The 26,571-nt window shown below is 69.1% G+C and carries 26 protein-coding genes; 15 read left to right on the top strand and 11 right to left on the bottom strand.

What is annotated here, in order from left to right:
- Positions 1-5 precede the first annotated feature (5 nt).
- Complete coding sequence (locus BLW75_RS43375; protein WP_241783896.1) at positions 6-350, top strand: hypothetical protein; 345 nt, start codon at positions 6-8, stop codon at positions 348-350.
- A gap of 272 nt (positions 351-622) precedes the next feature.
- On the opposite strand, the gene BLW75_RS03470 is transcribed toward BLW75_RS43375, so the two are convergent.
- Entirely contained in the window at positions 623-2,086 is a 1,464-nt protein-coding gene (locus BLW75_RS03470; protein WP_241783894.1) for an alpha/beta hydrolase, read from the bottom strand.
- A 130-nt stretch (positions 2,087-2,216) separates the two neighbouring features.
- Here BLW75_RS03470 and BLW75_RS03475 point away from each other — a divergent pair, with 130 nt between their 5' ends.
- The 7 genes from BLW75_RS03475 (at position 2,217) to BLW75_RS03505 (ending at position 12,253) form a co-directional block, all read left to right on the top strand.
- Positions 2,217-2,939, top strand: a complete 723-nt coding sequence (locus BLW75_RS03475) for a helix-turn-helix domain-containing protein (RefSeq protein ID WP_034318407.1) — start codon at positions 2,217-2,219, stop codon at positions 2,937-2,939.
- A 2-nt stretch (positions 2,940-2,941) separates the two neighbouring features.
- Complete coding sequence (locus tag BLW75_RS03480) at positions 2,942-3,604, top strand: hypothetical protein (RefSeq protein ID WP_091596687.1); 663 nt, start codon at positions 2,942-2,944, stop codon at positions 3,602-3,604.
- Between the two features lie 79 nt (positions 3,605-3,683).
- Positions 3,684-8,045 carry a cation-translocating P-type ATPase gene (locus BLW75_RS03485; RefSeq protein ID WP_091596690.1) on the top strand — a complete coding sequence of 1,454 codons (4,362 nt, stop codon included), beginning with the start codon at positions 3,684-3,686 and terminating at the stop codon, positions 8,043-8,045.
- Between the two features lie 208 nt (positions 8,046-8,253).
- Positions 8,254-9,732, top strand: coding sequence for an FAD-dependent oxidoreductase (locus BLW75_RS03490; protein ID WP_034324911.1), 1,479 nt, complete (start codon positions 8,254-8,256; stop codon positions 9,730-9,732).
- Positions 9,729-10,772, top strand: a complete 1,044-nt coding sequence (locus BLW75_RS03495) for a hypothetical protein (protein ID WP_034324913.1) — start codon at positions 9,729-9,731, stop codon at positions 10,770-10,772. Before BLW75_RS03490 ends, BLW75_RS03495 begins: the two co-directional genes overlap by 4 nt.
- Positions 10,773-10,800: 28 nt before the next feature.
- Complete coding sequence (locus BLW75_RS03500; RefSeq protein WP_091596693.1) at positions 10,801-11,406, top strand: TetR/AcrR family transcriptional regulator; 606 nt, start codon at positions 10,801-10,803, stop codon at positions 11,404-11,406.
- 124 nt (positions 11,407-11,530) lie between these two features.
- Entirely contained in the window at positions 11,531-12,253 is a 723-nt protein-coding gene (locus BLW75_RS03505) for a VanZ family protein (protein ID WP_034320511.1), read from the top strand.
- Between the two features lie 10 nt (positions 12,254-12,263).
- On the opposite strand, the gene BLW75_RS03510 is transcribed toward BLW75_RS03505, so the two are convergent.
- A complete protein-coding gene (locus BLW75_RS03510; RefSeq protein WP_244175773.1) occupies positions 12,264-12,722 on the bottom strand; it encodes a glycogen operon protein GlgX in 459 nt (152 codons plus the stop codon).
- Positions 12,723-12,821: 99 nt separating this feature from the next.
- On the opposite strand from BLW75_RS03510, the gene BLW75_RS03515 reads away from it, so the two are divergent.
- The 4 genes from BLW75_RS03515 (at position 12,822) to BLW75_RS03530 (ending at position 16,779) form a co-directional block, all read left to right on the top strand.
- Complete coding sequence (locus tag BLW75_RS03515) at positions 12,822-13,547, top strand: TetR family transcriptional regulator (RefSeq protein ID WP_034320513.1); 726 nt, start codon at positions 12,822-12,824, stop codon at positions 13,545-13,547.
- Positions 13,548-13,600: 53 nt separating this feature from the next.
- Positions 13,601-14,842, top strand: coding sequence for a sensor histidine kinase (locus BLW75_RS03520; protein WP_034320517.1), 1,242 nt, complete (start codon positions 13,601-13,603; stop codon positions 14,840-14,842).
- Complete coding sequence (locus BLW75_RS03525) at positions 14,839-15,501, top strand: response regulator transcription factor (protein WP_034320520.1); 663 nt, start codon at positions 14,839-14,841, stop codon at positions 15,499-15,501. Before BLW75_RS03520 ends, BLW75_RS03525 begins: the two co-directional genes overlap by 4 nt.
- Positions 15,502-15,603: 102 nt before the next feature.
- On the top strand, positions 15,604-16,779 hold the full coding sequence (locus BLW75_RS03530; protein ID WP_091596698.1) for a glycosyltransferase 87 family protein: 1,176 nt from the start codon (positions 15,604-15,606) through the stop codon (positions 16,777-16,779).
- Positions 16,780-16,791: 12 nt separating this feature from the next.
- Here BLW75_RS03530 and BLW75_RS03535 read toward each other — a convergent pair whose 3' ends face one another.
- A complete protein-coding gene (locus BLW75_RS03535) occupies positions 16,792-17,886 on the bottom strand; it encodes an epoxide hydrolase family protein (RefSeq protein WP_034320523.1) in 1,095 nt (364 codons plus the stop codon).
- A 90-nt stretch (positions 17,887-17,976) separates the two neighbouring features.
- Between BLW75_RS03535 and BLW75_RS03540 the strand changes: the two genes are divergently transcribed.
- On the top strand, positions 17,977-18,435 hold the full coding sequence (locus BLW75_RS03540; protein WP_034320526.1) for a MarR family winged helix-turn-helix transcriptional regulator: 459 nt from the start codon (positions 17,977-17,979) through the stop codon (positions 18,433-18,435).
- Here BLW75_RS03540 and BLW75_RS03545 read toward each other — a convergent pair.
- The gene (locus BLW75_RS03545) at positions 18,432-19,307 is read right to left on the bottom strand and encodes a LysR substrate-binding domain-containing protein (RefSeq protein WP_034320529.1); all 876 of its coding nucleotides are present in this window, start codon (positions 19,305-19,307) and stop codon (positions 18,432-18,434) included. The genes BLW75_RS03540 and BLW75_RS03545 overlap by 4 nt on opposite strands.
- Before the next feature lie 51 nt (positions 19,308-19,358).
- Positions 19,359-20,114: an SDR family oxidoreductase gene (locus tag BLW75_RS03550; RefSeq protein WP_034320532.1), complete on the bottom strand. Its 756-nt coding sequence runs from the start codon at positions 20,112-20,114 to the stop codon at positions 19,359-19,361.
- A 152-nt stretch (positions 20,115-20,266) separates the two neighbouring features.
- Between BLW75_RS03550 and BLW75_RS03555 the strand changes: the two genes are divergently transcribed.
- On the top strand, positions 20,267-21,487 hold the full coding sequence (locus BLW75_RS03555) for a hypothetical protein (RefSeq protein WP_241783984.1): 1,221 nt from the start codon (positions 20,267-20,269) through the stop codon (positions 21,485-21,487).
- Here BLW75_RS03555 and BLW75_RS03560 read toward each other — a convergent pair.
- The 3 genes from BLW75_RS03560 to BLW75_RS03570 form a co-directional block, all read right to left on the bottom strand.
- Positions 21,484-22,335, bottom strand: coding sequence for a helix-turn-helix transcriptional regulator (locus BLW75_RS03560; RefSeq protein WP_034320538.1), 852 nt, complete (start codon positions 22,333-22,335; stop codon positions 21,484-21,486). The genes BLW75_RS03555 and BLW75_RS03560 overlap by 4 nt on opposite strands.
- Before the next feature lie 57 nt (positions 22,336-22,392).
- Positions 22,393-23,196 (bottom strand): SDR family oxidoreductase, encoded by an 804-nt coding sequence (locus BLW75_RS03565; protein WP_034320541.1) that lies wholly within the window; start codon positions 23,194-23,196, stop codon positions 22,393-22,395.
- Positions 23,197-23,321: 125 nt separating this feature from the next.
- A complete protein-coding gene (locus BLW75_RS03570; protein ID WP_034320543.1) occupies positions 23,322-23,834 on the bottom strand; it encodes a CGNR zinc finger domain-containing protein in 513 nt (170 codons plus the stop codon).
- 25 nt (positions 23,835-23,859) lie between these two features.
- On the opposite strand from BLW75_RS03570, the gene BLW75_RS03575 reads away from it, so the two are divergent.
- Positions 23,860-24,048 (top strand): hypothetical protein, encoded by a 189-nt coding sequence (locus BLW75_RS03575; RefSeq protein WP_034320545.1) that lies wholly within the window; start codon positions 23,860-23,862, stop codon positions 24,046-24,048.
- Here the strand turns inward: BLW75_RS03575 and BLW75_RS03580 are convergent.
- The 3 genes from BLW75_RS03580 to BLW75_RS03590 all read right to left on the bottom strand — a co-directional run bounded on the left by BLW75_RS03580 (position 24,039) and on the right by BLW75_RS03590 (position 26,527).
- Positions 24,039-25,163, bottom strand: coding sequence for a tyrosine-type recombinase/integrase (locus BLW75_RS03580; protein ID WP_158005419.1), 1,125 nt, complete (start codon positions 25,161-25,163; stop codon positions 24,039-24,041). The genes BLW75_RS03575 and BLW75_RS03580 overlap by 10 nt on opposite strands.
- Positions 25,164-25,232: 69 nt before the next feature.
- Positions 25,233-25,661 carry a nucleoside deaminase gene (locus tag BLW75_RS03585; protein ID WP_034320551.1) on the bottom strand — a complete coding sequence of 143 codons (429 nt, stop codon included), beginning with the start codon at positions 25,659-25,661 and terminating at the stop codon, positions 25,233-25,235.
- On the bottom strand, positions 25,658-26,527 hold the full coding sequence (locus BLW75_RS03590; protein ID WP_034320554.1) for an LLM class flavin-dependent oxidoreductase: 870 nt from the start codon (positions 26,525-26,527) through the stop codon (positions 25,658-25,660). Before BLW75_RS03590 ends, BLW75_RS03585 begins: the two co-directional genes overlap by 4 nt.
- Positions 26,528-26,571: the final 44 nt, after the last annotated feature.

Here is a 26,571-nt window from a genome sequence, read left to right on the forward strand (position 1 = left end):
TCCCTTTGCGCGCCGAAGCCCAGCGGTATGGTCAGGCGAAAGCTACCGTGGCGGGAGCCGAATTACTGGACATCATCGGTCTGAGTGAAATCGACCGCCGGAACCGGTTCTATGACCGTCGCCGAAATCCGGCAGCGAACCGGGGTGCCGAGCCGGTAGCGGCATATTCGGCGGTGCGGCCGGAGGCGATGCTCCGGCCGAAGGAACGGGAGCTCGCGAGCGCGCGGCTGGTCGCCGACCGGTTGCTCGAGCGGTACCGGGCGACGTCCGGTGAACGACCGGTCGACTTTTCGCCGAATCCTCTTTCGTCGCGGTCCCGCATGGATCTTCTCGCGTCTCCACGCGGGTGAGGAGCCGGACGGTGGAACGGGGATACGATTCCCCACGCATCGGGTGATCCGATGGGTTCGTCTTCTACCGGTTCTCACCGGGTGACGAACCGGCGCTCGGTATATCGGTTCGCGGCGGTTCATCCCATTGGCTTCGGGCGCTTCACGGTGAGAGTCTTCGCCGGAAAGTCCTTTTTTCGAACTCGCTTGTATTTGCGCGTTTCGGCGATCAGCCGGGATCTGTCGCGCCGGCTGGAGGGCCCAGGACCGCGCCTGGGCCCTCCAGCCGGCGATCACCTGCAGAACACGTCGCGCCTCGGCAGCTTCCCCGACAGCAGGAAACTCGTCGTGGTGTTCAGCGCGCAGGCGTTGTCGCCGAGGACGTACACGCCGTGGCCGCTGCCTTCGACGGTCACCAGCCGCGACCGGTCTCCGAACTTCTGGTCGAGCAGTTGCCCACCCCGCAGCGGTGTCACCGGGTCTCGCCGGTTCTGGACTACCAGTACGTTCTGCGGCCCCTTGTCCTCAACCGCCACCGGCGGTTCGGCCGGCGCGTAAGGCCAGAACGCGCACGGCAGGATGTTCGCTCCGGCAGCGCCGTAGAGCGGGTACCGCTCACGGTCCTCGGCCACGCCACGCTGATAGGCGCGGATGTCCGAGGGCCACGCGACGTCGTTGCAGGTCACCGCGAGGAACACCGACCACGCGTTGTCCGCCGGCGACGGCGTGGCCGCCAGGGCCAGGCGTTTCGCTTCGGCGGCGACCCGTTCCGCCACTGCCTTGTCGCCGTCACGGACCGACTGCCACCACTGTGCCGTCTGCCCGTACCTCGTCTTCCCGTAAAGGCCCGCGAAGGTGGCCAGCCGGAACAAACGCCCGTCGAGGCCGTTCACCGCGGCCTTGTCGAGCTTCTCCGCGAGCGCGAAGTACGTCTTGCGCACCTCGGTGACCGTACGGCCGAGGCCGTACGACTCGTGCCGTGCCGCCACCCACTGCGCGAAATCCGGGAAGGTCTCCTCGGCGCCGAGCCCGAATCTGCGCATCCCGGCGCGGTCGAGGTGGGTGTCGCCGATGTTGCTGTCGAGCACCACCCGGTCGGACTTCTCGGGGAACAACGACGCGTACGCCGCACCGAGTGCGGAACCGTACGAATACCCCAGGAAGCTGGCCTTCTCCTCGCCGAGCGCGGCCCGGATCCGATCGAGGTCCCTCGCCATGTTCGCCGTGGATATATGCCGCAGCCTGCCGTCCTTGTCGTTGGCGGCGCATTGCGCGGCCACGCCTTTCGCGATCTTCGCCTGTTCTGCGACCGCCGCTTCGTCCACCGCGTACGGCGGAATGTTGCCCAGATACTCCTGCTCGGCGGTGAATCCGCAGCTCACCGGCGTCGAGTGCCCGATGCCCCTCGTGTCCATGCCGATCACGTCGTAGCCGTCAAGGACGCTCGCGGGCATGCCGTGCGAGGCGAGGTCCGCGGGAAACGACAGCCCCGGCCCACCCGGACCGCCGGGGTTCAGCATGAGCACGCCTCGCCGCGTCGCCGGTTTCGTGCTGGCCAGCCGCGAGATCATGACGTCGATCTGTTCGCCTTCCGGCCTCCGGTAGTCCAAGGGCACCGGCACCGTCGCGCACTGCAGCACGATGCCCGCGGGTATCTCCACGTCCTCGGGACACGCGGCCCACGTCAGGCCCGGCGCCGCCCCGGCGGGCGCCGCGAACAGTGGCGCCGTGAGGCCGAGGAGGACCGTCAGGGCCACAACTCGCTTCCGTCTCATCATCTTTCCCCGATCTTGGTGTGAGCACCGACGGGCGTATTCGAGACCGTGCCCTCGGGGCATCGTCAAGCCGCTTGACCATGCCCCTGGGGCACGGTGTCCAATGCGGGGGATGTCCTGGAGCACACGTGAGCTGGCGGAACTGGCCGGCACGACGCTGAAGACCGTCCGCTACTACCACCGGATCGGGTTGCTCGACGAGCCGGAAAGAGCGCACAACGGATACAAGCGGTACGGCGTCGAGCATCTGGTCCGGTTGCTGCGGATCCGACGGCTGGTGGACCTGGGTGTGCCGCTGTCCGAAATCCCGGCGATGGCGGACTCGGACGAGCGCGCGGAGCAGACGCTGCGCGCACTGGACGAGGAACTGCGGGCGAGTATCGAACGGCAGCAGCGGATGCGCGACGAGCTGGCGTTGATCCTGCGCCGCCGCAGCCTGGTGGACCTGCCACCGGGCTTCGACGGGGACGTCGAGGGCATGCCGGAAGAGGAACGTGCGTTGATGATGATCTTTTCGACCGTGCTGGACCCGGCCACGATGGCCACGCTGCGCGAGCTGCAATCGAAGTCCCGGCCTGCCGTGCAGACCGAGTTCGACGAGCTTCCCGAGGACGCCGACGACGCGACGCGGCAGCGTATCGCCGAAGACCTCGCGCCGATCGCCCGCGACCAGTACGAAGCCCAGCCGGAACTGCTGGACGCGAAGACGTGGAAAGCCCTCACCAAACCGGTCGTCCTCCGCGGGGTGGCGGATCTGTACAACCCGGCCCAGCTGGACGTCCTGCAGCGCGTGAACGTCCTACTCGATCTCAACCCACCGGAAGCGACGTCCTGACCATGGTCAAGAAACTCACCCGACGGTGGCAGCTCTCCAGGGTCAGGTCCGGTGACGGATCCGCGCTGGCCGAGTACCGCCGATGGCAGCTGTTCTCCCGTTCGCTGTTCTTCCTCGATCTCGAACCCCACGTGTACGCGGTCGACGTCCGGTACCTCGCCGACGCCAAAACCCGGAAGCAGCACGAAGACGCGGTCGGCAAGAGCCCCGCCGCGCTGTACCGGGACGGCGTCCAGGTCTTCCGGTCCAACCTGCCCGCGGCGTTCCCCGTGCCGGGAGGGGTCATCGAGGTCGCGACCAGTGCGGTCGGGCTGAAGCGCATGCACTTCGTCCCCGATCACGGCGGCGAGCGCACCTTGCGTCCTCACCCTCGTTCGCAGGAAGGACTGCGGGCGAGGTTCGGACGGCGGTTTCCCCGTACCAGTGCCGCGATCGGCGCGGTCTCGCTCGTGATCCTGCTGGTCGCGCTCGTCGTCGGCCTGCTCCAGGGCGCGGAGGCCGTCACCAAGATCCCCGTCGTCGCCGAACACGTCGGCACGTTCACTTCGCCGGTGCATCTGCCGCAGTGGGCGAAGATCACGCTCACGGTGGCGGGATTCTTCTCCGTGCTCGAACGCGCGCTGAGGCTCCGGTACAACCGGTTGATCGACTCCGTCACCTCTTGAGGGGGAAGGGGGATTCGACGTTCCGGCACGCGGGTACTCGGTGAGATCCACAAGGCACCGAGCGCGAGGAGGAAGCCGCATGCGGCGGACGGACCTGGAGACCGTGGACGTGCTGGGTGTCGCCTTCCCCAAACCGTCGCGGACGCTGGGGCGGGTCGCCCGGGGGCTGGCCGGGCTGGCACTTCTGCCGCTGGAGGGGATCCCGGGACGCGGACCGCGGCGGGCGGTCTGGTCGTGTCCAGGCAGGCTCTACATCGAGACCCACGGAGTGAAAGGACCCGACGGCGCCCGCGTCGCCCGGCGGGTGGAACGAGCACTGGCGGAGATCCCCGGTGTGCGATGGGCGCAGGTGAACGCGCCGACGTCCCGGGTGGTCGTCGCGGTCGGAGACCCGGAACCCAGGCGCCTGGAGCTGATCCGCGCGGTCGAACGAGCAGAGGCGGAGCCCGCTTCCGAAGCCGAGCGGGTCGAGGAGGAGGAACTCCATCATCCGGCGGACGGCACCACGGCGACCCGGCTGCCGTCCACGCTGGCCGCGGACGCCGCCGGTCTGATGCTGTCGGTGGCTTCGAAGGTCATGCCGTGGGCTCCGCTGCCGACCGAGGTCGCGGCACTGGCCTCACTCGTCGACCTGCATCCGCGGCTGCGTGACCTGGCGGACCGGAAGCTGCGCGGGCGGGAGAGGGCGGATTCGGCGACCTCCATCGGCGCGGCCCTGGTTCATGGCCTCGCCGCCCGCAGCGAGGGAACGGTACTGGACATCCTGGTCCGCGGTACCCAATGGCGGGAGGCCAAGGCGCACCAGCGGGCCTGGTGCGAGGCCGAGTCCAGGCTGGTCGGGCAGCGCGAACACGCCGGCGCGGACTCGGTGGTGAGCGAACGACCGTGGCCGCTTCCGGAAAGTGCCGCCGATCGTCACGCGCGCCGGTCCATCACCGCCGGAGCCGCGGCCGCCGCGGCCGCCCTGCCGTTCGTGGGCCCGAGGCGCGCCGCCGCGGTCGGGATATCCGCGCTGCCCAAGGCCCCGCCCAACGGCGCGGCCGCCTTTTCCGCCCAACTGGGCCAGGTCCTCGCCAGGCGCGGCGCGCTGGTGATGGACCGGTCCGTGCTGCGCGGGCTCGATCTGTTCGACACCGTCCTCATCGACACCACGGCGCTCGGTGCCGGGGCCAACGTACTCAGTGATCTGGTTCCCTTGCCCGGTGCCGACCCGGTGGACCTGACCGCCGCCGCTTTCGCCCTGTTCGACCCGGAGAAACCCGAGGTGGTCCGGCGAGACGGCGAGTGGACGCTAGGCCCGGTCGAAGACCTGGACGGTGGCGAGGGATTCCCCGAGCGCCGGCGGATGCTGGACCAAGGCGCCCGGATGGTGCTGGGGCTGGTCCGTGACGGGCGGCCGGCGGGGCTGCTCGCCGTCGCACAGGAGCGCTCGCCCGATGTGGACGCGTTGGCGTCGGCTGCCGAGACCGCCGGAATGCGGGTGGTCCAGACCGATGGTGGGGTGGTGCTCGACGCCGTCCGCGAACTCCAGGCGTGCGGACGGGTGGTCATGCTGGTGTCCGACGATCGCCGGGCGCTGGGGGCGTCCGACTGCGGAGTCGGCGTCCACGAGGACGGGACCCCGCCGCCGTGGGGCGCACATGTGCTGATCGGCCGCGACGTCGGCACGGCCGTCCTGCTCGTCGAAGCGATCACCGCCGCCAAGGCGGTCGTCCGTGATTCGACGATGTTCGCGACCGCGGCCAGTGGAATCGGTGGCGTGACCGCGCTCAGCGCCCGGCGCAGGCCCGCCGCGAGCGGCCTTCGCGCGGTGAACGCCGGGGCGCTCATGGCCTTCGGTGACGGGATCTGGCGCGCTCGCACACTCACCGGCGAGCGGAAGACCCCGTCCTCGGGACGCGTCGTGCCGCCGTGGCACCTGATGCCGCCGGACCTCGTGCTCGACCGGCTCGGTTCCGGCCCGCGTGGTCTGGACGAGCGCGAGGCCCGGCGGCGGGCGCCCGCCGATCGTGCGGGCGGCGAAGGCCACGCGGGCACGAGCATCGCGAAGGCCTTCATGGCCGAGCTCGCCAACCCCCTGACCCCGGTACTGGCCGGTGGTGCGGCGGTTTCGGCCGCGGTGGGCTCGCCGGTCGACGCCGCGCTGGTCGCAGGGATCGTCGGGGTGTCCGCGCTGATCGGCAGCGTGCAGCAGGTGCACACCGACCGCGCGCTCGCCGGGCTCTTCGAACGGTCCGCGACGGTGACCACCGTCCTACGCGACGGCGCCGAGCGGCAGATCGTCGCCGACGGGCTGGTGCGGGGTGATGTCGTGTCGCTGCGGTCCGGCGACGTCGTACCCGCGGACTGCCGGGTACTCGAAGCGACCGGCGCGGAACTCGACGAGTCGTCGCTGACGGGGGAGTCGTTGCCGGTGCCGAAGACTCCGGCGCCGGTCGTGGCCGCGGAAATCGCCGAGCGCGCGTCGATGCTGTACGAGGGCACCACGGTGGCCGCGGGCAAGGTGTCGGCGGTCGTCGTGGCCACCGGAGACGAGACGGAGGTCGGACGAGGCTTGGCCGCCGCACGGGGCGCCGCTCCGGAGACCGGCGTCGAAGCGCGGCTCGCTTCGCTCACCAAACAGGCCTTGCCGGTCGCGGTCGGCTCCGCGGCCGCCGTCGCGGGCGCCGGACTCATCCGTGGCGTGCCGCTGCGGCAGAGTGTCGGAGCGGCGGTGAATCTCGCGGTCGCGTCGGTGCCCGAAGGATTGCCGTTCCTGGTGAACGCGGCCCAGCTGGCGGCCGCCCGCAGGCTCGCCGAACACGGCGCGCTCGTCCGCAATCCGCGCACCATCGAAGCGCTCGGTCGCGTCGACGTCCTCTGTTTCGACAAGACCGGCACCCTCACCGAAGGAAAGCTCAGCGTCAGCCGGATCGACGACGGGAGGACCACCGCCTCGGTGAGCCGGCTGCGCAAGAGCCACCGGGCGGTACTGACCGCGGCCGTCCGCGCGACACCTCGGGCGGAAAATCCCGAGGAGCTGCCGCATCACACGGATCAGGCCGTGCTCGAAGGCGGCATCAGCGCGGGTGTGGAGGTCGGCGGGTGGGAGAAGACAGGCGCCGTCCCGTTCGAGCCGTCACGGGGATTCCACGCCACCAACGGGAAACTCGGCGAACGGCACGTGGTGTGCGTCAAAGGGGCACCGGAGACAGTCCTTCCGCTGTGTACCCGGCACGGCGATCGGCCGATGGGCCCTGGTGTCCGGAGCAGGTTGGAGAAGCGGGTCGGCCGCCTGGCGGCCGCCGGGCACCGCGTCCTCGCCGTCGCCGAGCGGACGGTGTCCACAAAGGACCTTTCCGAAGACGACGTCGCGGATCTCCGATTGCTCGGCTTCGTCGCCTTGGCGGATCCAGTGCGTGACAGCGCGGCGCCGGCGGCAGAACGGTTGCGCGAAGCCGGAGTGCGGACGGTGATGATCACCGGCGATCATCCGGCCACCGGCGAGGCCGTCTCCGAGGAGATCACCGGCCGCAACGGCGATACCAAGGTACTCACCGGCGCGAGGATCGAGGAACTCGAAGACGAAGAGCTCGATCGGGAACTCGCCGACGTCGACGTGATCGCCCGGTGCAGCCCGGCGCAGAAGGTCCGGATCATCCAGGCCTACCAGCGTGGCGGCCGGGTCGTCGCGATGACCGGCGACGGTGCCAACGACGCGCCCGCCATCCGGCTCGCGGATGTCGGGATCGCGCTCGGGCAGCGGGGGACGGCCGCGGCGAGGGCGGCAGCGGACCTCGTGGTGACCGACGACCGGCTGGAGACGATCGTCGCCGCGCTGGTGGAAGGCCGGGCGATGTGGGCGTCGGTCCGGGAGGCGCTCGGCATCCTGCTCGGCGGGAACCTTGGCGAGATCGCCTTCACCGTGCTCGGCTCGGTCGTCACCGGACGCTCGCCGCTCACCGCCCGGCAGCTGCTGCTGATGAACCTCCTCACCGACCTGGCGCCCGCTCTGGCGATCGCGTTGAGCAGGCCGGACGGTGAGTCCGTGCCGGAGTTGCTGCGCGAGGGGCCCAGTGCGTCACTCGGGAACGCTCTCCGGCGCGACATCACCACGCGCGCGGTGACCACGACACTGGGGGCGTCCACCGCGTGGACCCTCGCGAGGCTGACCGGCAGGCGACGGCGCGCGAGCACGATCGCGCTCGTCTCCCTGATCGGTACCCAGCTCGGGCAGACGCTGGCCGTCGGCGGCCGGGACCGCACCGTCCTCGCCGCGGGCCTGGGTTCCGCCGCACTGCTGGCGATCCTGGTCCAGACTCCCGGGGTCAGCCGCTTCTTCGGCTGCACGCCGCTCGGGCCGGTCGGCTGGGGGATCGCGCTCGGCAGCGCCGGCGCGGCGACCGTCGGCGGCCTGCTCCTCGGATCTCAGGGGCTCGCACCTTCGCCCGAACTCGCGTGATTGAAGCCGACACTCGCGTGATTGGAGGCGTAACTCGTTGATCCGGCCCGAAACACGCGAGTTACGGCTTCAATCACGCGAGTTACGGCTCCATACACGCGTGATCCGGCTTCCGGCGCATCCGTCGGCATCTTGACAGTCCTCGGTGTCGTTCATACATTCATACAGGCGTTGTCAAACTGTATGAATGACGCTGGGAGTTGGTCGTATGCGACTCGGCAAGACCGCCGTCGTCCTCGGGGGCAGCGCCGCCGGACTCTGCACCGCGGGCGCGCTCGCCCCGTACTTCGACCGCGTGCTGGTGCTCGAACGCGACGAGCTCCCGGCCGAGGCCGAACACCGGCGCGGGGTTCCGCAGAGCAAGCACCCACATTTCCTCCTGAACTCGGGCCGCCGCGCGATCGGGGCGTTGTTCCCCGGCTTCGAGGACGACCTCATCGCCGCGGGCGGCCTGCATCTCATGCCGTCCATGGACGCCGCCTATCTCGACGGGAAGGGCTGGTCGGCGCGAAAACGCAGCACGATGACGATGATCTACAGCTCCCGGATCCTCATCGAGCGCGTGTTGCGGGACAAGGTCCGCGGGCTGTCGAACGTCGTGATCCGTGAGGGCGTCGCGGTCAGCGGGCTGACGACCCGGGACGGCGCCGTCACGGGCGTCGGCTTTTCCACGCGCGACGGCGAGGAGCACCTCGACGCCGACTTCGTGGTGGACGCGATGGGCCGTGGTTCCCCGGTCGGCGCCTGGCTGGTGGCGGCAGGCTGGCCGGAACCCGAAGTGCGGACCCTCGACGCCAAGGTCACCTACACCTCACGCTGGTACGACCTGCCCTCACCCGAGGAGCGGCCGCCGTCCTGGTGGTGGCGGCACCTGGTGATCATGCCGACGCCCGACAAGGGACCGCATCCGGACGAGCACGAGTTCCTGGTGAACTTCTTCCCGATCGAGGGCAACCGGGTCATCGCGTGCATGGGCTCGTGGGGTCTCGAGATGCCGCGCACCACCGAGGCGTTCGTCGAGTCGGCCCGCCGGGTGCGGGCGCCGCTGTTCGCGGCCGCGATGGACCGGTCCACCCCGACCTCCGAGGTGCACCTCACCCGGTCGACCGGCAACAAATGGCGGCGCTACGACCGGCTCCGCACCCCGCCGAAACGGCTGGCGTTCGTCGGCGACTCGATCTGCGCTTTCAACCCGTTCTACGCGCAGGGCATCAGTTCCGCCGCCGGTTCGGCGCTGCTGCTGCGCGAACGTCTCGCCCGCGCCGAGCGTCTCGACACCGATTTCTCGGCACGATTCCTCGTGGCCCAGCGCAAACTGCTCAACGTGCCGTGGAGCCTGGCGATGGCGAGGGACCAGGGCTACGCCTGTGCGGTGGGCACCGAGAAGGCGGGGGAGTGGAAGCGGCGTGCGCTCTCGGCGGTGTCCGGCCCGGCGTTCAGGCTCATCGTCGGCGCCGCGCGCGAGGACGATGTGGTCGACGAGCATTTCGCGAAGGTGTTCAACCTCGACGAGTCGCTGCGCGACATGATGACGAACCCGCGGGTGATCGCGGGGCTCGTGCGCTACCGGATCCGGGCGGCGCTGGGGCGGCACCGGATCCCGTTCGACTTCGACGCCCGCGCCGAGCCACCGGTCACGGACTATTCACCGGAAGGTGGCGCCGCCGAACCGGCGGTCGCCCGATGAACGCCGTATGCGGGGCGGACGCGGAAGCCGTCACCCGTGCCCTCGGTTTCGACTGCCACGACGTGTCCGCCTGGCTCTCGATCCGTCCACCGTGGACGGTGGGGCACTGGACGATGCCGTTGCTGGAATTGCTCGTCCTCGGCGGAGCCGTGTTCGCGCTGGTGCACGCCGTCCGCCGTCATCGGCAGGGCGATTCGGTCAATCTGGCGCTGTGGTGCGCTTCGCTGGTCTACCTCTTCGTCATCGAACCGCCCCTGTATTTCCCGGAATGGTTCGGCCTCGAGCGTCAGTACGGTTTCATCTTCGCCCACAACCGATTCACCGTGCAGTTCATGTGGGACCGGCTGCCGCTCTACATCGTGGCGTTCTATCCGATGATCAGCCAGCTCGCCTACGAACTCGTCCGGTCGCTGGGGATCTTCCGCGCACGGGGCGCGCTGGCCGGGTCGGTGGCGGTCGCTTTCGCCTGCCAGGTGTTCTACGAGGTCTTCGACCACCTCGGTCCCCAGCTGAAGTGGTGGGCCTGGAACGGGAACAACCGGATCGTCAATCATCCTGCGCTGGATTCCGTGCCCATGACCAGCATGCTGCTCTTCGCCTCCGTTTCGATGGGCGCCATGACCTATCTGGTGGTGCGGCTCGCCGGTGGTTCGAGGCGCGGGTGGCCGCTGGTGGCGCGCATCGTGGTGGCCGGCGTCCTCACGCCGCTGAGCATGGCGATCGCCGGGCTCCCATCGAGCCTCTTCGGCGGCAATGTGACCGCGCAAGCTTGGATTCTCGCCGTCGAGCTGGCGCTGCTGTGGGCGGCGGGAACCTGGATCTTCATCCGGCACCGCGGTACCGATGAGCCTCTCGCGCCTTTCGCCCGGTTCTATCCCGCCGTCTATCTGGGTGCGATGGCCGTGTTCTGGCTGGGTGCCGTCATCGAAAACGGCATCACGCCGGGGAGTGGACTCTACGTACTGGCCTGCTTCGTGGCCGCGGGCCTGATGCTCGCCGCGCTGTACCGCGTACGCCGCGCGGCCCCTGCCACCGTCTGAGATTCTCCGTTCGGGGAAGATGAGACGTATGGGGCACCACGGATGGCGGGGCAACCCGCCCGGAACCGAGCGCGAGGCACGCCGCCGGATCGTCGAGGCGGCGACCGCCTGCATCGACCGGGTCGGCCTCGCCAAGACCAGCCTCTCCGACGTCGCCGCCGAAGCGGGCGTCACCCGCCAGACCGTCTACCGCTACTTCCCGAGCCTCGCCGACATCCTCAGCGCGGTCGCGCTGGATCGGGTCGAGGAGTTCGCCGGGCGGATGGAACGGCATCTGGCCACGTTCGCCGACCCCGCCGAGGTCGCCGTGGAATCCGTGGTCTTCGGTGTCCGTGCGGTCCCCGACGAGCCGTACCTGGGGCTGCTCCTGAAAGCCGGCGAGGCCGACGTCTTCACCGTGGCGGTCACTTCTTCGCAGTCGTTCGCGCTCGGCGCGCGGATCCTCCGGAATGTGCCGGTCGACTGGACCGCGGTGGGGGTCACGACCGACGAGGACTTCGAGGGTCTCGCCGAAATGCTGATGCGGCTGTTCCTGTCGTTCCTGCAGTACCCCTCGACACCGGCGCACACCGACGAGCGGTTGCGGGCCCTCGTCCGCCGCTGGATCGGCCCGGCGCTGACCGCACGGCCATGACAATCGAACTCCGTGAAGTTTCAACGCGGATGGTAGTTATTCACCGACAATAGCCAAGGTTCTTGTCTGGTCTTCACGATCCTGCCACCCTCGCCGAAGACGATCATCGGCGAAAGGGGAGCGCATGGGATGGTGGTGGCAGGCGTTCTCCGACGTCGCACCGTGGTCGCTGCTCGCCGCCGCGGCCGGCGCCGTCGTCGCCGAATTCGTCGCGCGCCTTCGGCGAAATCGGCGCCGCCGGTCCGCGATCGCGCTGGATTTCGCTTTGCTGGCCTCGCTTTTCGCGGTACTTGCGATCGTGTTCGTACCGGCGCCGGTGCCAGGCCGAGGGTCGTCGGTGAGTCTGCACCTGCTGGGTGATGTCCTGCCGGTGTTCGACGGTCGGACGGATCTCGCCGTGGTCCAGCTGGCGGGCAACGTTCTGCTGCTGGCTCCGCTCGCGGTGCTGGCGCCGATGCGCTTCGACTGGACGAAGCCGGTGCCGCGGGTCGTTCTGGCGGCGTTCGCGGTGTCCGTATCGATCGAATGCCTTCAGGTCTGGCAGGGCGCCGGACGGGTGGGTTCGCTCGACGACGTCCTGTGCAACACGGCGGGCGCCGCGCTCGCGGCCTGGTGTGGAAGCCGGTGGCGAGGCCGGGCGACGGGCAGCGTCCGCGTGTGGCACCGCTCGGGAATCGAAGTCCGGCGTTCCGGTGCGGTGAACGCCCGCCGTGGGCAAAGGTTGATCGGCCAGGTGACCCTGAGCGATCTGCCGCCGCTTGCGGGCGGCGCGACTCTTGAGATCACCCTGTCCGAATCGGACGGTGGAGCGTTGCTCGTCTCCGCGCAGGCGTCAGTGGCGGCATGAGCCCCGTGCGCTACCTCGGCCGGACGCTCGCGAGGACGGCGTCCAGGCTGGGAAGCCACCGCTGCCGCGGATCCGGAGCCGAGAGCCATTCCGCGTGGGCCTCGGCTCGGCCGGAGTCGACGGGCAGGGGGAGCAGCGTGCCCCAGGCGAGGACTTCGACATGCGGCGGCAGGGAGTCCCGAGAAGGAAGCAGCCCGTCGGTCTCCGCGAGAATGGCCACCCGCGGACCCTGCTGCGTCAGTACCGCCATGGCGGGGCCTCCGCATCCGGTGTCGGCGAGCCTGCCGAGGACCTCGGCGCCGTTGATCTTGGGCAGGGTCACCGCGCAGATCCCGCCTTCCAGCACCAGGAACGGCTGCGTGCCTCGCCATTTGAGGGACCAGCCGAAGAGACGGCCGTAGAAGGCCTCGCCGCGGGGGCGGATCGAACGTGACTCGACCGGGAGCACTTGGTGGTCCAGCGACATCATCGGCGCCTTCCGAGCGGGGGTGGGGACGTGGTGCCCCGGGGACTGTGCACAGCCTAACGGCACTCAGTGCCACTAGCAAGTGGCTGCTACCGTCCGGCTATGAGCGATTCGCCGCGCCGAGCGCCGGTGACCAGAGCCGGCGCGACCCCCGACGGGAGGCGCCGTCTGCGTCGTGCGCTCGCCGCGGCGGCCGTGGACCTGTTCGTCGCCAAGGGGTACGAAGCCACGACGGTGGACGAGATCGCGGCCGCGGCGGGGGTGGGGCGCCGGACGTTCTTCCGGTATTTCGACGCCAAGGACGACGTGCTCTTCGCCAACCACGACGAGATCGTGGCCGAGATGGAGGAGACGTTCGCCGCCGCGGACCCGGATCGTGCTCCCGTCGAGGTGGCATGCGAGGCCGTCGGCCTGGTCCTCGACTCCTATGCCGCGGAACTCGACGTGTCGCTCAAGCGGTTCACTCTGACGCGGACGGTGCCTTCCCTGCGGGACAAGGAAGTCGCGACCGTTGACCGTTATCAGCGCGTGCTCGCCCGCTACCTGCGGGCGCGATTCACCGAACAGGGTGACGAGACGGCGAGCCTGCGAGCGGCCGTGGCCGCCGCGGCGATCGCGGCCGCCAACAACCACGTGCTCCGGCGCTGGCTGCGCAGTGGCGGACAGGACGACATCGCCGCCAGCGCGGCGGAGGCCTTCGCGCTGGTGATCGACGCGTTCAAGGTCCAGGACGCCGCGGCCGAAACGACCATGGTGGCGGTGATGACCACGTCGACGCCTCTGCGCACCGTCATCGCCAAGGTCAACGCCGCCTTGGCCGAACCCTGACCGTGGCACTGAGTGCCATTTCGCGAGTCGATCCGCGGGTAAGGTGATGCCTGATGATCGACCGACGACGCTTTCGGGTGTGGTGGGATGCCCTGCGCTACACGGCATTCGCCGGAACCGACGCCCCGCCGAAGCGCTCGGCGGGGTTGAACTGGCTGCGCGGGCTCGCGATCGTCGGTTGTGGGCTCTGGGCGGCTTTCGTCACATTCTCGACCGTTTCGGTGCCGCCGCCCGCGAAGACGTTCAACGTGCTCGTCACCGTGCTGCCCTGCCTGCTCGCGGTGCGTTCGCCGCTGTGGGGATGGCGCACGCTGATCGTCGGCATCGTGAGCACCCCGCTGACCTTGCCCGGCATCGCCGCTTCCTGGGGCTGGCCATGGGCGCCGGGTTTCGCGCTCACCGCGGCACTCGTCTTCTACCTGGTGGGGGAGAGCAACAATCAGCCGGAGCTCGCCTGGGCGGGACTGATCTCGTTCTGCGCCGCCACGCCGTTCCTCAGTGACTGGCGGGACGCGGCGCTTCTCGTGCTGCTGGGCGGAATCGCGTTCTTCCTCGGCAACACCGTGCGCCAGCGCAGGCTCGCCGAGGAAGAACGTGCCGCGCACCAGGAACGCAGGCTCGCAGAAGAGATGCGGGCGGCGCTGCTGGAGGAACGTGCGGGCATCGCGAGGGAACTGCACGACGTGGTCGCGCACCACATGTCCGTGCTCGCTCTGCGCGCCGACTCCGCGCGGTTCCGGTTCGCCGATCAGGACAAGGCCGATCGCGAAGCCGAAATCTGGCGGGAGTTCGCCGACCTCGCCGGAACCGCCCGCGAGGGCCTGACCGAGCTGCGCAGGCTGCTCGGGGTGCTCCGGTCGGAAGAGCACTCCGTGGCGCTGACGCCGCAGCCGGGGCTGGGCAAGGTCGCCGAACTCGTCGAAGGGGTCAAGGCCGCAGGCACCGAGTGCGAACTCGCGGTGCGTGGCGGCTTCGACCACGTTCCGGTCGGCGTCGCGTTGTCGGTGTTCCGGATCGTGCAGGAAGCCCTCAGCAACGCGATCCAGCACGCACCCGGATCGGCGGTCTCCGTCGAACTCGTGAGCGCGCCGGATTCGGTCCGGCTGCTCATCGAAAACGGGCCGGTGGACGGTCCGAAGAGGACGGACCAGGCAGGCGGCGGACACGGCTTGGTGGGGATGCGGGAACGGGCCGCTATGCTCGCGGCCGATCTCGAGGCGGGGGAGCGGCCGGACGGCGGCTTCCGTGTCGCCCTGACCGTTCCGCTCGACCGTGAGGGGTGTCCGCAACCATGATCTCGGTGGTCATCGCCGACGACCAGACCATGGTCAGGCAGAGCTTCCGTGCCGTGCTCGACGCACAGCACGACATCCGCGTGGTCGGAGAGGCCGCGGACGGGAACGCCGCCGTCGCACTGTGCGCCGAACTCGAACCGGACGTCGTGCTGATGGACGTCCGCATGCCCGAACTCGACGGTCTCGAAGCGACCCGGCGGATCCTGGCGGGGCGGCGGGAAGTCCGCGTGCTGATCCTCACCACCTTCGACATCGACGAGTACGTGTTCGGCGGGCTGCGAGCGGGTGCCAGTGGCTTCCTCCTGAAGGACTCGCCGCTGGACGACCTGGTGACCGCCGTCAGGGTGGTGTCCGCGGGCAACGCGTTGTTCGCGCCGACGATCACCCGGCGGTTGATCGGCGAGTTCACCCGGACACACGCGTCGGCGCACGCGGGCCGATCCCTCGTGGCCGAGCTGACCGCGCGGGAAACCGAAGTGCTCCGGCTGGTCGCGCGCGGCCTCTCGAACGCGGAGATCGCGGAAGCGCTGGTGATCGTGGAGCAGACGGCCAAATCCCATGTCAGCAGGGTTTTCGCCAAGCTCGGGGTGCGTGATCGCGCGCAGGCGGTCATGGTCGCGTACGAGGCGGGGCTCGTCGTGCCGGGAACCACGTCCTGATACCGGGGTAGGGGTACCGCCGGAAGCGGATACCGGGGTAGCGCCGCCAAGACGGCTCTCCGGGGTGACGTCTCCCGAGGCAGTTCCGGAGATCGTTTCCCCATGGACAGGTCAAGAGGGCGGCTCGCCGACCCCGCGCTGATCATCGTCGGCGGAGCGATGACCGTATTCGCCGCCGTGGCGATCGTCTGGTGGCTCTCGGATACGCCGCTCGGCGTGGATTCGGCGGTCTACCGGGCAGGCGGATTCGCCGTAGTGCACGGGGAAAGCCTGTATTCACCTCTGCTCGCGCTGCCCGGATGGGCGCCGGAGCTGCCCTTCACCTATCCGCCGTTCGCCGCGCTGCTGTTCACCTCGCTGACCGCGCTGCCCTCCCAGTTGTCGTGGGGTCTCCTCACGCTGGCCGCCGCGCCGTCCCTCTACTGCGCAGTCCGGCCGTTCGCCGACCGGGCCCACCTTCCGTTGTTGCTGATCGGCGCGTTCGCCCTGCAACCGGTATGGCAGACGATCGGCCTCGGACAGGTCAATCTCGTTCTCATGGCCGCCGTGGTCGCGGACATCTTCCTGCTGCGTGGCTCGCGCTGGAGCGGAATCACCATCGGGATCGTCGCGGCCGTCAAACTGATCCCGCTGATCTTCATCGTCCATCTCCTGGTGGTCAGGCGGACCGCGGACGCCGCCCGGGCGCTCACGGCCTTTCTCTGCGCGTCGGCGTTCGCTGCGGCCGTCCTGCCGTCGGACTCCGTCCGATATTGGACCTCGGCGATCTTCAACGATCACTTCGCCGAGATGAAGGGCTGGGTGGGAAACCAGTCATGGCAGGGTTTCGTCGCGCGCACGGTGCCGGAAGGCCACCCGGCGACGGTGGTGATCGTGGTGTTCGCCGTGGTGTGCTCGGTGGTGGCGATATGGCTCGTGCACCGCCTCCACCGAGCGGGTGACGACCGGGCCGCGCTGCTGGTCACGGCAGGATGCTCCCTGCTGATCAGTCCGATTTCGTGGACCCACCACTGGGTATGGGTGGTGCCCGCGCTCGCGCTCCTCGCGGCCAGGGGACATCGTGGGGTAGTGGTAGCGGTCGCCGTGCTGTTCACGGGGTGGACTGTGGCAGTGGTCCCGGGCGGTGGGGGAGCGGAGCGGGACTGGAACCTCGCGGAGGCCATCATCGGCAACGCATACCTGACCGTGGCCTTCGTCGGAGGACTCGTCTGTCTTTCCAGGTCAAGATGTATAACGACCTATACTGCCGAGGGCAAAGTCAAAACCTATATTTCGTAAGGAAAAATCAGCTCAGAGCCGAGTAGCGGCCAAGCCGAGAAAGAACTCGCGGACGTCTTCCGCGAGCAGGCCCGGTACCTCCATCGCGGCGAAGTGGCCACCGCGTTCGAACTCCGACCAGTGCCTGATGTCGTACAGGCGCTCGGCCAATGGCCGTACCGACTGCGTGATGTCATACGGGAGCACCGCGACGCCGAGCGGTGCACGGCAAGGAGTGTTCCCCCTTCCTGCGTCGTGGTGGAGGCGCGCGGACGAGGCCGCGGTCGCGGTCAGCCAGTACAGCGAGATGTCGGTGAGCATCCGGTCGTCGCTGACCGGTGTGCGCGGATCTGTCCACTGCGCGAAGCGCTCGGCGATCCAGGCGAGCTGCCCGACCGGCGAGTCCGTCAACGCGTAGCCAATGGTTTGCGGGGTGGCGGCCTGCAGTGCCTGATACGGCGGGCGATTCGCCATCAGGCGCTTCACCTTCTCCAGCCGAACCTCGTCCTCTTCGGACAGTTCGAGACGGGCGTCCGGATCCGGGCGGGTCGGCAGGTAATTCACGTGCACCCCGACGACGTGCTCCGGCGCCGCCGCCCCGAGTGCCGTCGAAATCCCCGAGCCGAAGTCGCCGCCTTGCGCGCCGTAGTGCTCGTAGCCGAGCCGGCGCATCAGCTCGGCCCAAGCCCGGGCGATCCGCTCGGCACTCCACCCTCGTTCGTGGGTCGGACCGGAGAAGCCGAAGCCGGGAATCGAGGGGATCACCAGGTGGAAGTCGGGCGAGAGTGGCTCGATCATGTCGAGGAACTCCAGGAACGATCCGGGCCAGCCGTGGGTGAGGATCAGTGCGAGCGCGTCCGGGTTCGCCGACCGGATGTGCACGAAGTGGATGTTCTGGCCGTCGATCTCGGTGGTGAAGTGCGGAAGCTCGTTGAGTTCGGTTTCGTGGGCGCGCCAGTCGTATCCGGTTCGCCAGTATTCGGCGAGTTCCTTGAGGCGAGCGAGCGGGAATCCGTAGTCCAGGCCGGCGTCGGCGACCTCGTTGGGCCAGCGGGTGCGAGCCAGCCGGGCGGCGAGGTCGTCGAGATCTGCCTGGGGGATGTCGATGCGGAAGGGCTTGATCGTCACGTGGTCTCCGATTCGTTGGGTCGCTAAACGTTTGGTAACCCAACGATGCCGCGATCGTTCGGGCACCCAACGATTCGTTAGACTCGTCACATGGAGAACCCCTCGGCGGAGTCGTGTGGCGGCTGGCGGAAGCTGCCCAGCTGGTTGCTCACACAGACCGCCAACCACGCGCATCGCCTGGTGACGGCCGGGTTCTCCGCCGTCGAGGCCCGCGGCTACCACTACCGCGTGCTGGCGACGCTGGACGAGTTCGGCCCCGCCAGTCAGGCGATGCTGGGCCGCCGGAGCGGTGTCCACGTGAGCGAGATGGTCGCGACGATCAACGAACTCGCCGAGCGTGAGCTGGTCGAGCGGGCCCCGGATCCGGCCGATCGGCGGCGTAACGTCATCTCACTGACCACCGAGGGGAGGCGACAGCTGCGGCGGCTGGAGAAACAGCTGGCCGACCAGCAGGACGAGCTACTGGCGCCGCTTTCGGCCGACGAGCGGAAGCGGTTCACCGAGTTGCTGTCGAAGCTTCTGGAGCACCACGACCGGCGCAACGCCTAGAAGCCTTGAGCGGACGCGAGAAAGGCCTGCCGTGCGTCGGAGGTGCTGTGCTGCGGCCAGAGGGCTTGCAGCGGGACGTGTACGGCAGGCCGCAGTTCCCTGACCTGGACGGCGCCGCCCGCCGCCGGCCCGGGTGACGCGGTCACGAACGCGACGCCTTCGGTGTCGAGGACCGCGGTGACCGGTGGTGTTCCCTGGATGGGGTTGCGGCGCACATGGGGTTCGAATCCCGCGTCGCGACAGAGGTTGACGAGCAGGTCGGTGTATCCGGACCGGCCGGGATTCCCCCAGACGGTGATCTCCTCGCCGTCGAGGTCGGTCAAGGCGAGGTACTCGCGCTCGGCGAGCCGGTGTCCGGTGGCGACCGCGACGTTGAGACGCTGCCGGATCAGGGTGGTCCCGACCAAGCCGTGCGCGAGGGTCAGCGCGCGGCCGAGGCCGAGGTCCAGTTGCCCGCCGAGCAGTTGTGCGACGAGTTCGTCGGGGTAGCGCTGGTTGACGTCGATGATCAGATCGGGGTCGGCCTGATGTCTGCGCAGGAGGGCGGTGACCTCGTCGCCGGTGACGGCGGGGGTGTGGCCGACGCGGAGTCGTTCCGGTTCGCTGCGGCCGATGCGCCTGGCGCGCCGGACGGCGGAGTCGGCGATGCCGTGCAGGAGGTGGGCGTCGGCGATCAGTGCCTGTCCTGCGGGGAGCACGGTGACGCCGGTGGCGCTCCGCTCGAGCAGGGGGACGCCGACTTCCCGCTCGAGCGTGCGCACCGAGGTCGACAGCGCCTGCTGGCTCAGGTGCAGCCGGGCCGCCGCACGAGTGAAGCTGCCTTCTTCGGCGACGGCGATGAGGTGGTTCAGCTTGTTCAGGTCCAGGCCCACCCCGGGGTTCCCCTTCGTGTCCGGTCTACGGCGTCTTGGCCAGCGTAAAGGTCAGCGGGTGGTGTAGCCGCCGTTGGGGAACATCGTCTGGCCGGTGAACCAGGCGCCGTCGGTGGCCAGGAACCGGATGATCGGCACGATGTCCTCGATCTTCGTGAGTCGTCCGCCCATGGCCTGGGACTTGTGGAATTCGACCCGCTCGGGTGTTTCCTGCGGGTAGAAGAACGGGGTGTCCATCGGGCCGGGTGCGACGACGTTGACCGAGATGCCGCGGTCGGCGAACTCCTTGGCGGCGGCCCTGGTGAAGTGCTCCAGCGGGGCTTTGCCGCCGGCGTAGGTGGAGTAGCCGTCGGTGAAGGCGGCCAGCAGGGAGGTGCCGAGGCTGATGATCTTGCCGTTGTCGGAGAGGCGTCGTCCGGCTTCCTGGATGAAGAAGTAGGCGGCTTTGGCGTTGACCGCGAACATGCGGTCGTAGTCCTCTTCGGTGGTTTCGAGGATGGGCTTGCGCAGGACCATGCCGGTGGTGTTGATCGCGATGTCGGCCCGGCCGAAGGTGTCGATGGCGGTGTCGAAGAGGCGGCGGACGTCGGCTACCACGGTGAGGTCGCCTTGGACGGCGATGGCATCGGCGCCCGCACCGCGGACGGCTTCGACGGTCTTGTCGGCGTCGGCCGCGGAGGCGTCGCCGTGGTAGTGGACGACGATCTTGGCCCCTGCTTCACCGAGGGTGGTGGAAAGGAGTCCGCCGAGGTTCTTCGCGCCGCCGGCGATGATCGCGACGGTGTCCTTGAGGTTCTGTTCGCTCATGACTTCGAACGTAGGCGCCGGGGGCGGTGGCTGGGAAACACAAGATCGAGGTGGGGTCACAAGCCTGGTTTGTGGCCTTTCCCACCTGCGCGGGAGCCGGGAATCTTCGGGATCGAACGGCGAGCTGACTCCGCATTGTGGACACTCTGAGCGTGCTCCGAGAAGTCGACGACCTTGATCAGTCCGCCGCTCCCGAGAAGGCGCCCCGGCAGGGGCGTCCGGCGCGTGTGTTCGAGAGAGTTCTCGACAGACTGGCCTGCTCGCCTTATCCGCGGGCGATCCTGTTGTATCTCGTGATCCGGACGGCGAGTGTCCAGTTGCTCGATCTGCTGGCCGCCCGGCGTGGTGCCACGTTGACCGATCGGCTGACGGCGTGGGACGGGCAGTGGTATCTGCGGCTGGCGGTGCACGGGTACGCGGATCTGCCGGGGACGCTGGACGCGGCGCGGCAGCCGTATTCGGACGCGCCGATGGCGTTCTTCCCGTTGTATCCGAAGCTCGTCGCCGCCGTGATGTGGCTCGGGCCGGATGTGGTGACGGCGGCGTTGACGGTGTCGGTGCTGGCCGGTCTGGTGCTGGCGTGCGGGCTGATCCGGATCGGGCGGGCGGTTTCGCCGGAGCGGGGCGACCGGACCGGGTTGCTGCTCGTGGCGTTGTGGGCCGGAGCACCGATGGCGATCGTGTTCTCGATGGCTTACACGGAAGCGGTGTTCTGCGCGTTCGCGGTGTGGTCGCTGGTGGGTGTGCTGGAGCGGCGTTGGCTGCCGGCGGGTCTGTGCGCTTTCGCGGCCGGGTTGTCGAGGTCGACGGCGGTGGTGCTGGTCGCGGTGGTCGTGGTGGCGGCGCTGATCGCGGTCTTCCGGCGTACCGAGAAGCGCTGGTGGGCGTTGGCGGGTGCGGTGGTGGCTCCGCTGGGGGTCGCCGGTTATCTGGGGTTCGTCGCGTACCGGACCGGTAGTTGGACCGGCTGGCAGGACATCGAGTTGCGGGGCTGGAACACCGAGTTCGACTTCGGTGCGGAGACCGCGGATTCGGTGCTGGCGCGGTTGACCGGGGACGAGTCGGTGTTCAGCACGCTGACGGTGTTGTTGCTGCTGGGTGCGGTGGCGCTGGTGCTGGTGGCGGCGTTCCTCCGGGTGCCGTGGCCGCTGACGCTGTACGGGGCCGGGGTGCTGTTGCTGGCGATCGGCACGCGGGGCTTGCCGGATGCGAAGATCCGGTTCATCCTGCCCGCTTTCCCGGTGCTGGTGCCGATCGCGATCGGGTTGTCGAAGCGGCGGACGGTCACGGCGGTGGCGGCCGCGGTGGCGTGGGTGGTGCTGGGTGCCTGGTTCTCGGCGCACGCCCTGACGGCGTGGCGGTACGCGATCTAGGCGGGTCGGGTGGCCGCCCACGACGCCAGGAGCGCCAATTTGTCAGCGGTCGGTGTGCCCGCGGGTGCGGTGTGGACGTTCAGGTGCAGGCCGGGTTCGGCGGCCAGTTCCCAGGGCTCGACGTCCAGGTCGAGTTGGCCCACGATCGGGTGCCGCACACGCTTCCGGCCGGACCGGTGCAGTCGCACGTCCTGCGACGCCCACCGGCGCCGGAATGGCTCACTGCACGTCGACAGTTCGCCGATCAGGGCGATCAGCTCCTCATCGTGTGGGTTGCGGCCGGCTTCCATGCGCAGCTTCGTGGCCACGGCACTGGCGACTTGGTCGTAGTCGACGAAAAATTCTCGGGCCGTCTCGGGGTCCAGATAGAGGAACCGCGCTGTGTTCGCGGGCCGTCGCGGGTCGGCCAACACCGGTGCATACAGCGCGCGAGCGAGGTGGTTCGTGGCGAGCACGTCATAACGGCCGTTGCCGATCAAAGCCGGCGCATCGGAGATCGCGTCGAGTACCTGCTGCAGCGTCGAGCGCACCGTCACGGGGGACCGGCGCCGGCGTGGGCTGGATCGGCGCGCGAGGTGGAACAGGTGCTGGCGCTCCGCCTCGTCGAGTTGCAAGGCGGAGGCCAATGCCTCGAGCACGCCGTCGGAAGCGCCGGCGAGGCCGCCGCGCTCCATGCGGACGTAGTAGTCGACCGATACCCCGGCCAGTAGCGCTACTTCTTCGCGGCGCAGACCTTTGACTCGACGGTTGCCGCCGTAGGCGGTCAGGCCCGCCTGCTCGGGTGTGATGCGCGCGCGCCGCGAGCTGAGGAACTCGCGGATGTCGGCGCGTGGATCCATCGTGGCCATTCCCTCACCGTAAGCCTGTCCCGCAGCCAGAGGGAGGCACTGCGGGTACCCCGACGTCTAGGTTCCCGATGCGGTCGTCGCGATGCCGCCGTCCACCGCGATGACGGAGCCCGTGAGGTAGGACCCGGCCCGGCCGGCGAGGAACACGGCGATACCCGCCATGTCGTCGTCGCGGCCGAGCCGGCGCAGAGGGGCCTTCGCCGCGATCGAGTCGCCGATGGCGTCGATCGTGGCCGCCATCATCTGCGACGGGAACACTCCTGGGGCCACCGCGTTCACTGTGATGTGCTGTGGGCCCAGTTCCCTGGCAAGCACCCTGGTGAGTTGATGGAGTGCCGCTTTGCTGCCGGCGTAGGAGTAGTTGGGCGACTCGGCGACGTGGATGGCGGCGATACTGCCGATGTTGATGATCCGCGCGGGATCATCCGCGGTGCCCGCCCTGCGGAGCGCGGGCAGCAGCGCCTGCACCAGCCAGAACGGCGACTTGAGGTTGAGGTCGAGCACTGTGTCCCAGGCTTCGTCCGGGAATGTCTCCAGCGGCTCGCGCCACATCGCTCCCGCGTTGTTGACAAGGATGTCGAGGCGTTCCGATTCGGCCTTGACGAGATCAGCGAGGCGCTGACACTCGGCGTGCCTGGACAGGTCGGCGGGAATTGCCCGAACGTCGCCGAATTCGGCCAGCAGATGCTGCGCCTCCGTACACGTGTCCGCGTTGCGTGAGCTGATGACGACGCGAGCGCCCGCTTGGAGAAGGCCGCGCGCGATCATCATCCCGATGCCCCTGGTGCCGCCGGTGACAAGGGCAACCTTCCCGCTCAGATCGAAAAGTCCTGAGTGAGCGGTGAATTGTTCGTCCGCCATGAGTCTCCGTACCTTTGTCGTGATTCCGGGTGTCTCCGGCTCGATCAAAGGTTGACGGGCGTTTTGGACGGCTGGGAGACCCTGGTGATACAGGTACCGAGAGAACCTCCCTCGTTGAACGAGTGCTAGCTCGCTTGCCGGTTCCGGTGGTCGGCGACGTGGACCCTGGTCGCGCAGCGGGTGGAGCAGAATCGACGGCGGCCGTTGCGGGAGACATCGACGTAGACTGTTTCGCAGCCTTCGCGTGAGCATACGCCGAAGCGGTCCGGGGCGTCACAGACGAGGTGTGCGAGTCCGCCCGCGGTGTAGGCCCGGACCCGGGAGGCGGTGCCTGCTTGCGCGTCGACGTAGTGCAGGTGGGGCGCCTTGCCGTCGTGGGTGGAGATGTACGGCTTGGACGCGGAATCGTGGAGCAGTGCGTTGACCAGGTCGACGCGGGTGGCCGGATCCGCTTCGAAGACGTCCCGGAGTCGCTTGGTCCAGGCGATGATCTCGGTCGATTCGTGGTCCTTCACGGCGGCGACGGTCATGCGGTCGCGGAAGATCGTGGTCAGCGTGGCCGGGTCGGCGGCGTCGCCGAGGTTGACCAGGTCGGCGGCGATCTGTGCCGCCGCGCCGCCGTAAGGGTTGAAGTGCATTGACTCATTACAGCACGATCGGGGCATGGAAGCGAACGAGTGCCCGCGGTGCGGGTGGCCGCTGGCCGAATTGCCTGGAAGCGCGACGAGGTCCCAGCGGGTCTCCCAGGGGAGGCTGGAGTACGTCCGGTGTCTGTGCGGGAGCTGGCTCGCGCGGGTCGACGGTGTGGTGATCGGGGCGACGAAGTCCCAGCTGGGGCAGGCTCAGCTTTGACGGTGACGCGCGTCGGCGAGCAGTTGCGCGAGCGCGTGCACGGGAGAGGTCTCCAGCTTGTGGCGGTGCGCGTCGTAGCGGTCGCGGGTGGTGCGGATGTCGGCGTGGCCCAACAGGTCCTGCACTTTCTGGACCGGGACGTCGTTGGCCAGCAGCAGGGTTCCGGTGGTGCGCCGTGCGGTGTGCGGAGAGATGGTGTTCGCTTCGGCGAGCCCGGCGGCACGGGCCTGTGCCCGTAGGAGGAACCAGACATCCCGCTGTGCCAGCGGTTTCCCTCCGGATTTGGTGCTGTCGTAGCGGTGGGGCATGGTCGCGAGCAGCGGGCCGGTCAGCTCATCGGGGCGGACGCCGCTGCGTGCGGCGCGCAGCTCGAGGTAGCGGCGCAGCGGGTGCTGGGCGGCGGGGACGAGCGGGACGAAGTCGCGGTGGCCGCCTTTGGCGGTGTAACGCAGGATCGTGTGCCCGGAGTCGGTGTCGAGGTCCTGCACGGTGGCGGTGGTGAGGCCGGAGACGCGCAGGCCGGTGTAGAACAGGATCGCGACGACGGCGGCGTCGCGCCAGGACGGTTCGGTGTCGTTGGCGCGGGCTCGCTTCTCCATGTGGTTCAGCAGTTTCGCCGTCGACTCGCCGCCGAGCGCCGGCAGCGGCGGGGTCTTGCCGGTCTTGGGCCGGTTGACCGCGGAGACCGGGTTGCGGTCGGCGATGTCGTTGGACTGCAGGTACCGGTACCAGCTGGAGATGCCGGCGAGGGTGCGGGCGACGGTGGAGTCCGCGGCGGGCCGGGGCAGACCGTCCTTGCCGGTGACGGTCAGGGTGTTCTTCCACGCGTCGACGTCGGCGCGGCGCGCCATGAGCGGGTCGAGCCCGGTGCGGGCGCACCAGCCGAGCCAGGCCGACAGGTCGGCGTAGTAGGCGCGGCGGGTGTGGTCGGTCTTGTCGGTCTCGAGCCAGAGCGTGGTGATGTGCCGGATCGCGTACCGGTCGAGCGGGTCGGCCGGGGGAAGCGCGGGCAGCAGCGCGACGGCTTCGGCGAGGATCCGCCGCCGGTTCTCGGGCCTGGTCTCCGGCAGGCGGGCCGGTGGTTCCGGCGCGGTGGGCACGAGTTCGGCGGACATCGTGATCATCCTAGCGACGGGACCGCGCCCCTCGTGAGTGGCAAGGACGGTTCTAACCGTCCTTGCCACTCACGAGGTGTAGTAGCCCTCGACGGGGACGCGGGCCTCGTCGTACAACGCAGGTCCCTCCAGCCGAACGGGCGGTGCGGTGACGGGCGGTTTGAGCGCGGTGACCTGTTCGCCGGAGAGGGCGAACACGACCTTGCCCAGGCCGGAGCGTTCGATGGCGCCCTGGCACATCCCGCACGGCTGGCAGCTGGTGTACATGGTGGTCTTCGCGGCGACGGCGGGTTCGAGTTCGCGGGCGGCCCATACGGCGAGTTTCAGTTCCGGGTGCAGGCTGATGTCCGATTGCGACACCGAGGTGTTGTGGTCCTCGGCCAGCACCGTGCCGTCGGGGCCGACGAGCAGCGAGCCGAAGGGCGGGTCGCCGTCCTTGCGGGATTTCGCGGCCAGTTCGATGGCGCGGCGGAGGAACTTCTCGTCTTCTTCGGTCATCGTCGGTCCTGTTCGGTTCGGTAGTGGCCCAGTTCCCAGTGTGCGGCCACGGTCGCCAATGCCTGCCAGGCGGCTTCCGGGCGGAGGGTCTCGTCGGGATCGCCGGAGAACGGGTCGAGCACGACCGTCTCGGCGCCGAGGTTGCGAAGATGGTCGAGGTCGTCGACGATCTGCTCGATCGTGCCTTCCCCGGCGGGGCGATCGGGTCCGGTGACCGGGTGTTCGGTGACGTTGAGCAGGATCCGCGGGGCGAACGCGGGGACCGGCCGGTCGTGGGCGTCGGCGATGGTCTTGACCCTGGTGAGCGCTTCGTTGAGCCAGGGGAGGGTGGCCCGCAGCGGGTGCCAGGCGTCCCCGATCCGGACGGCGCGGCGGATCCCGGCGTCGCTGTTGCCGCCGACCCAGATCGGGATGTCGCCGGCGCGGTAGTCGGCGTCGTCGGCCCACGCCTTCCGGACGGCGTCGAGGTGGCCGTCGGTCAGCCGTCCCCGTTGCTCGAACGGGACGTCGAGTGCTTCGAATTCCTGGCGGGCCCAGCCTGAGGCGACGCCGAGCACGAGTCGTCCGCCGCTGAGCTGGTTCAGGTTCGCGGCCATGCGGGCGATGAGCAGTGGATGCCGGTACGGGACGATGAGCACGGTGGTGCCCAGCCGGATCCGGTCCGTCACGCCGGCGAGCCACGACAGCGTCGTGAACGGTTCGTAGAACGGAGCCGGGTACTGCTCGGCGACGTCGGGGGTGATGGCGACGTGGTCGGACACCATGAGCAGGTCGTAGCCGAGGCCTTCGACCGTGGTGGCCCAGCCGCGGAGGATCCCGGGGTCGGTCCCCGGTCCGAAATTCGGGACGTTGACACCTATTCGCACAGGTCAAGGCTATCGGCGAGGGCCGAATCGCGGGAAGGGATCTT

Source organism: Amycolatopsis lurida (genome assembly GCF_900105055.1).
GTDB lineage: Bacteria > Actinomycetota > Actinomycetes > Mycobacteriales > Pseudonocardiaceae > Amycolatopsis > Amycolatopsis lurida.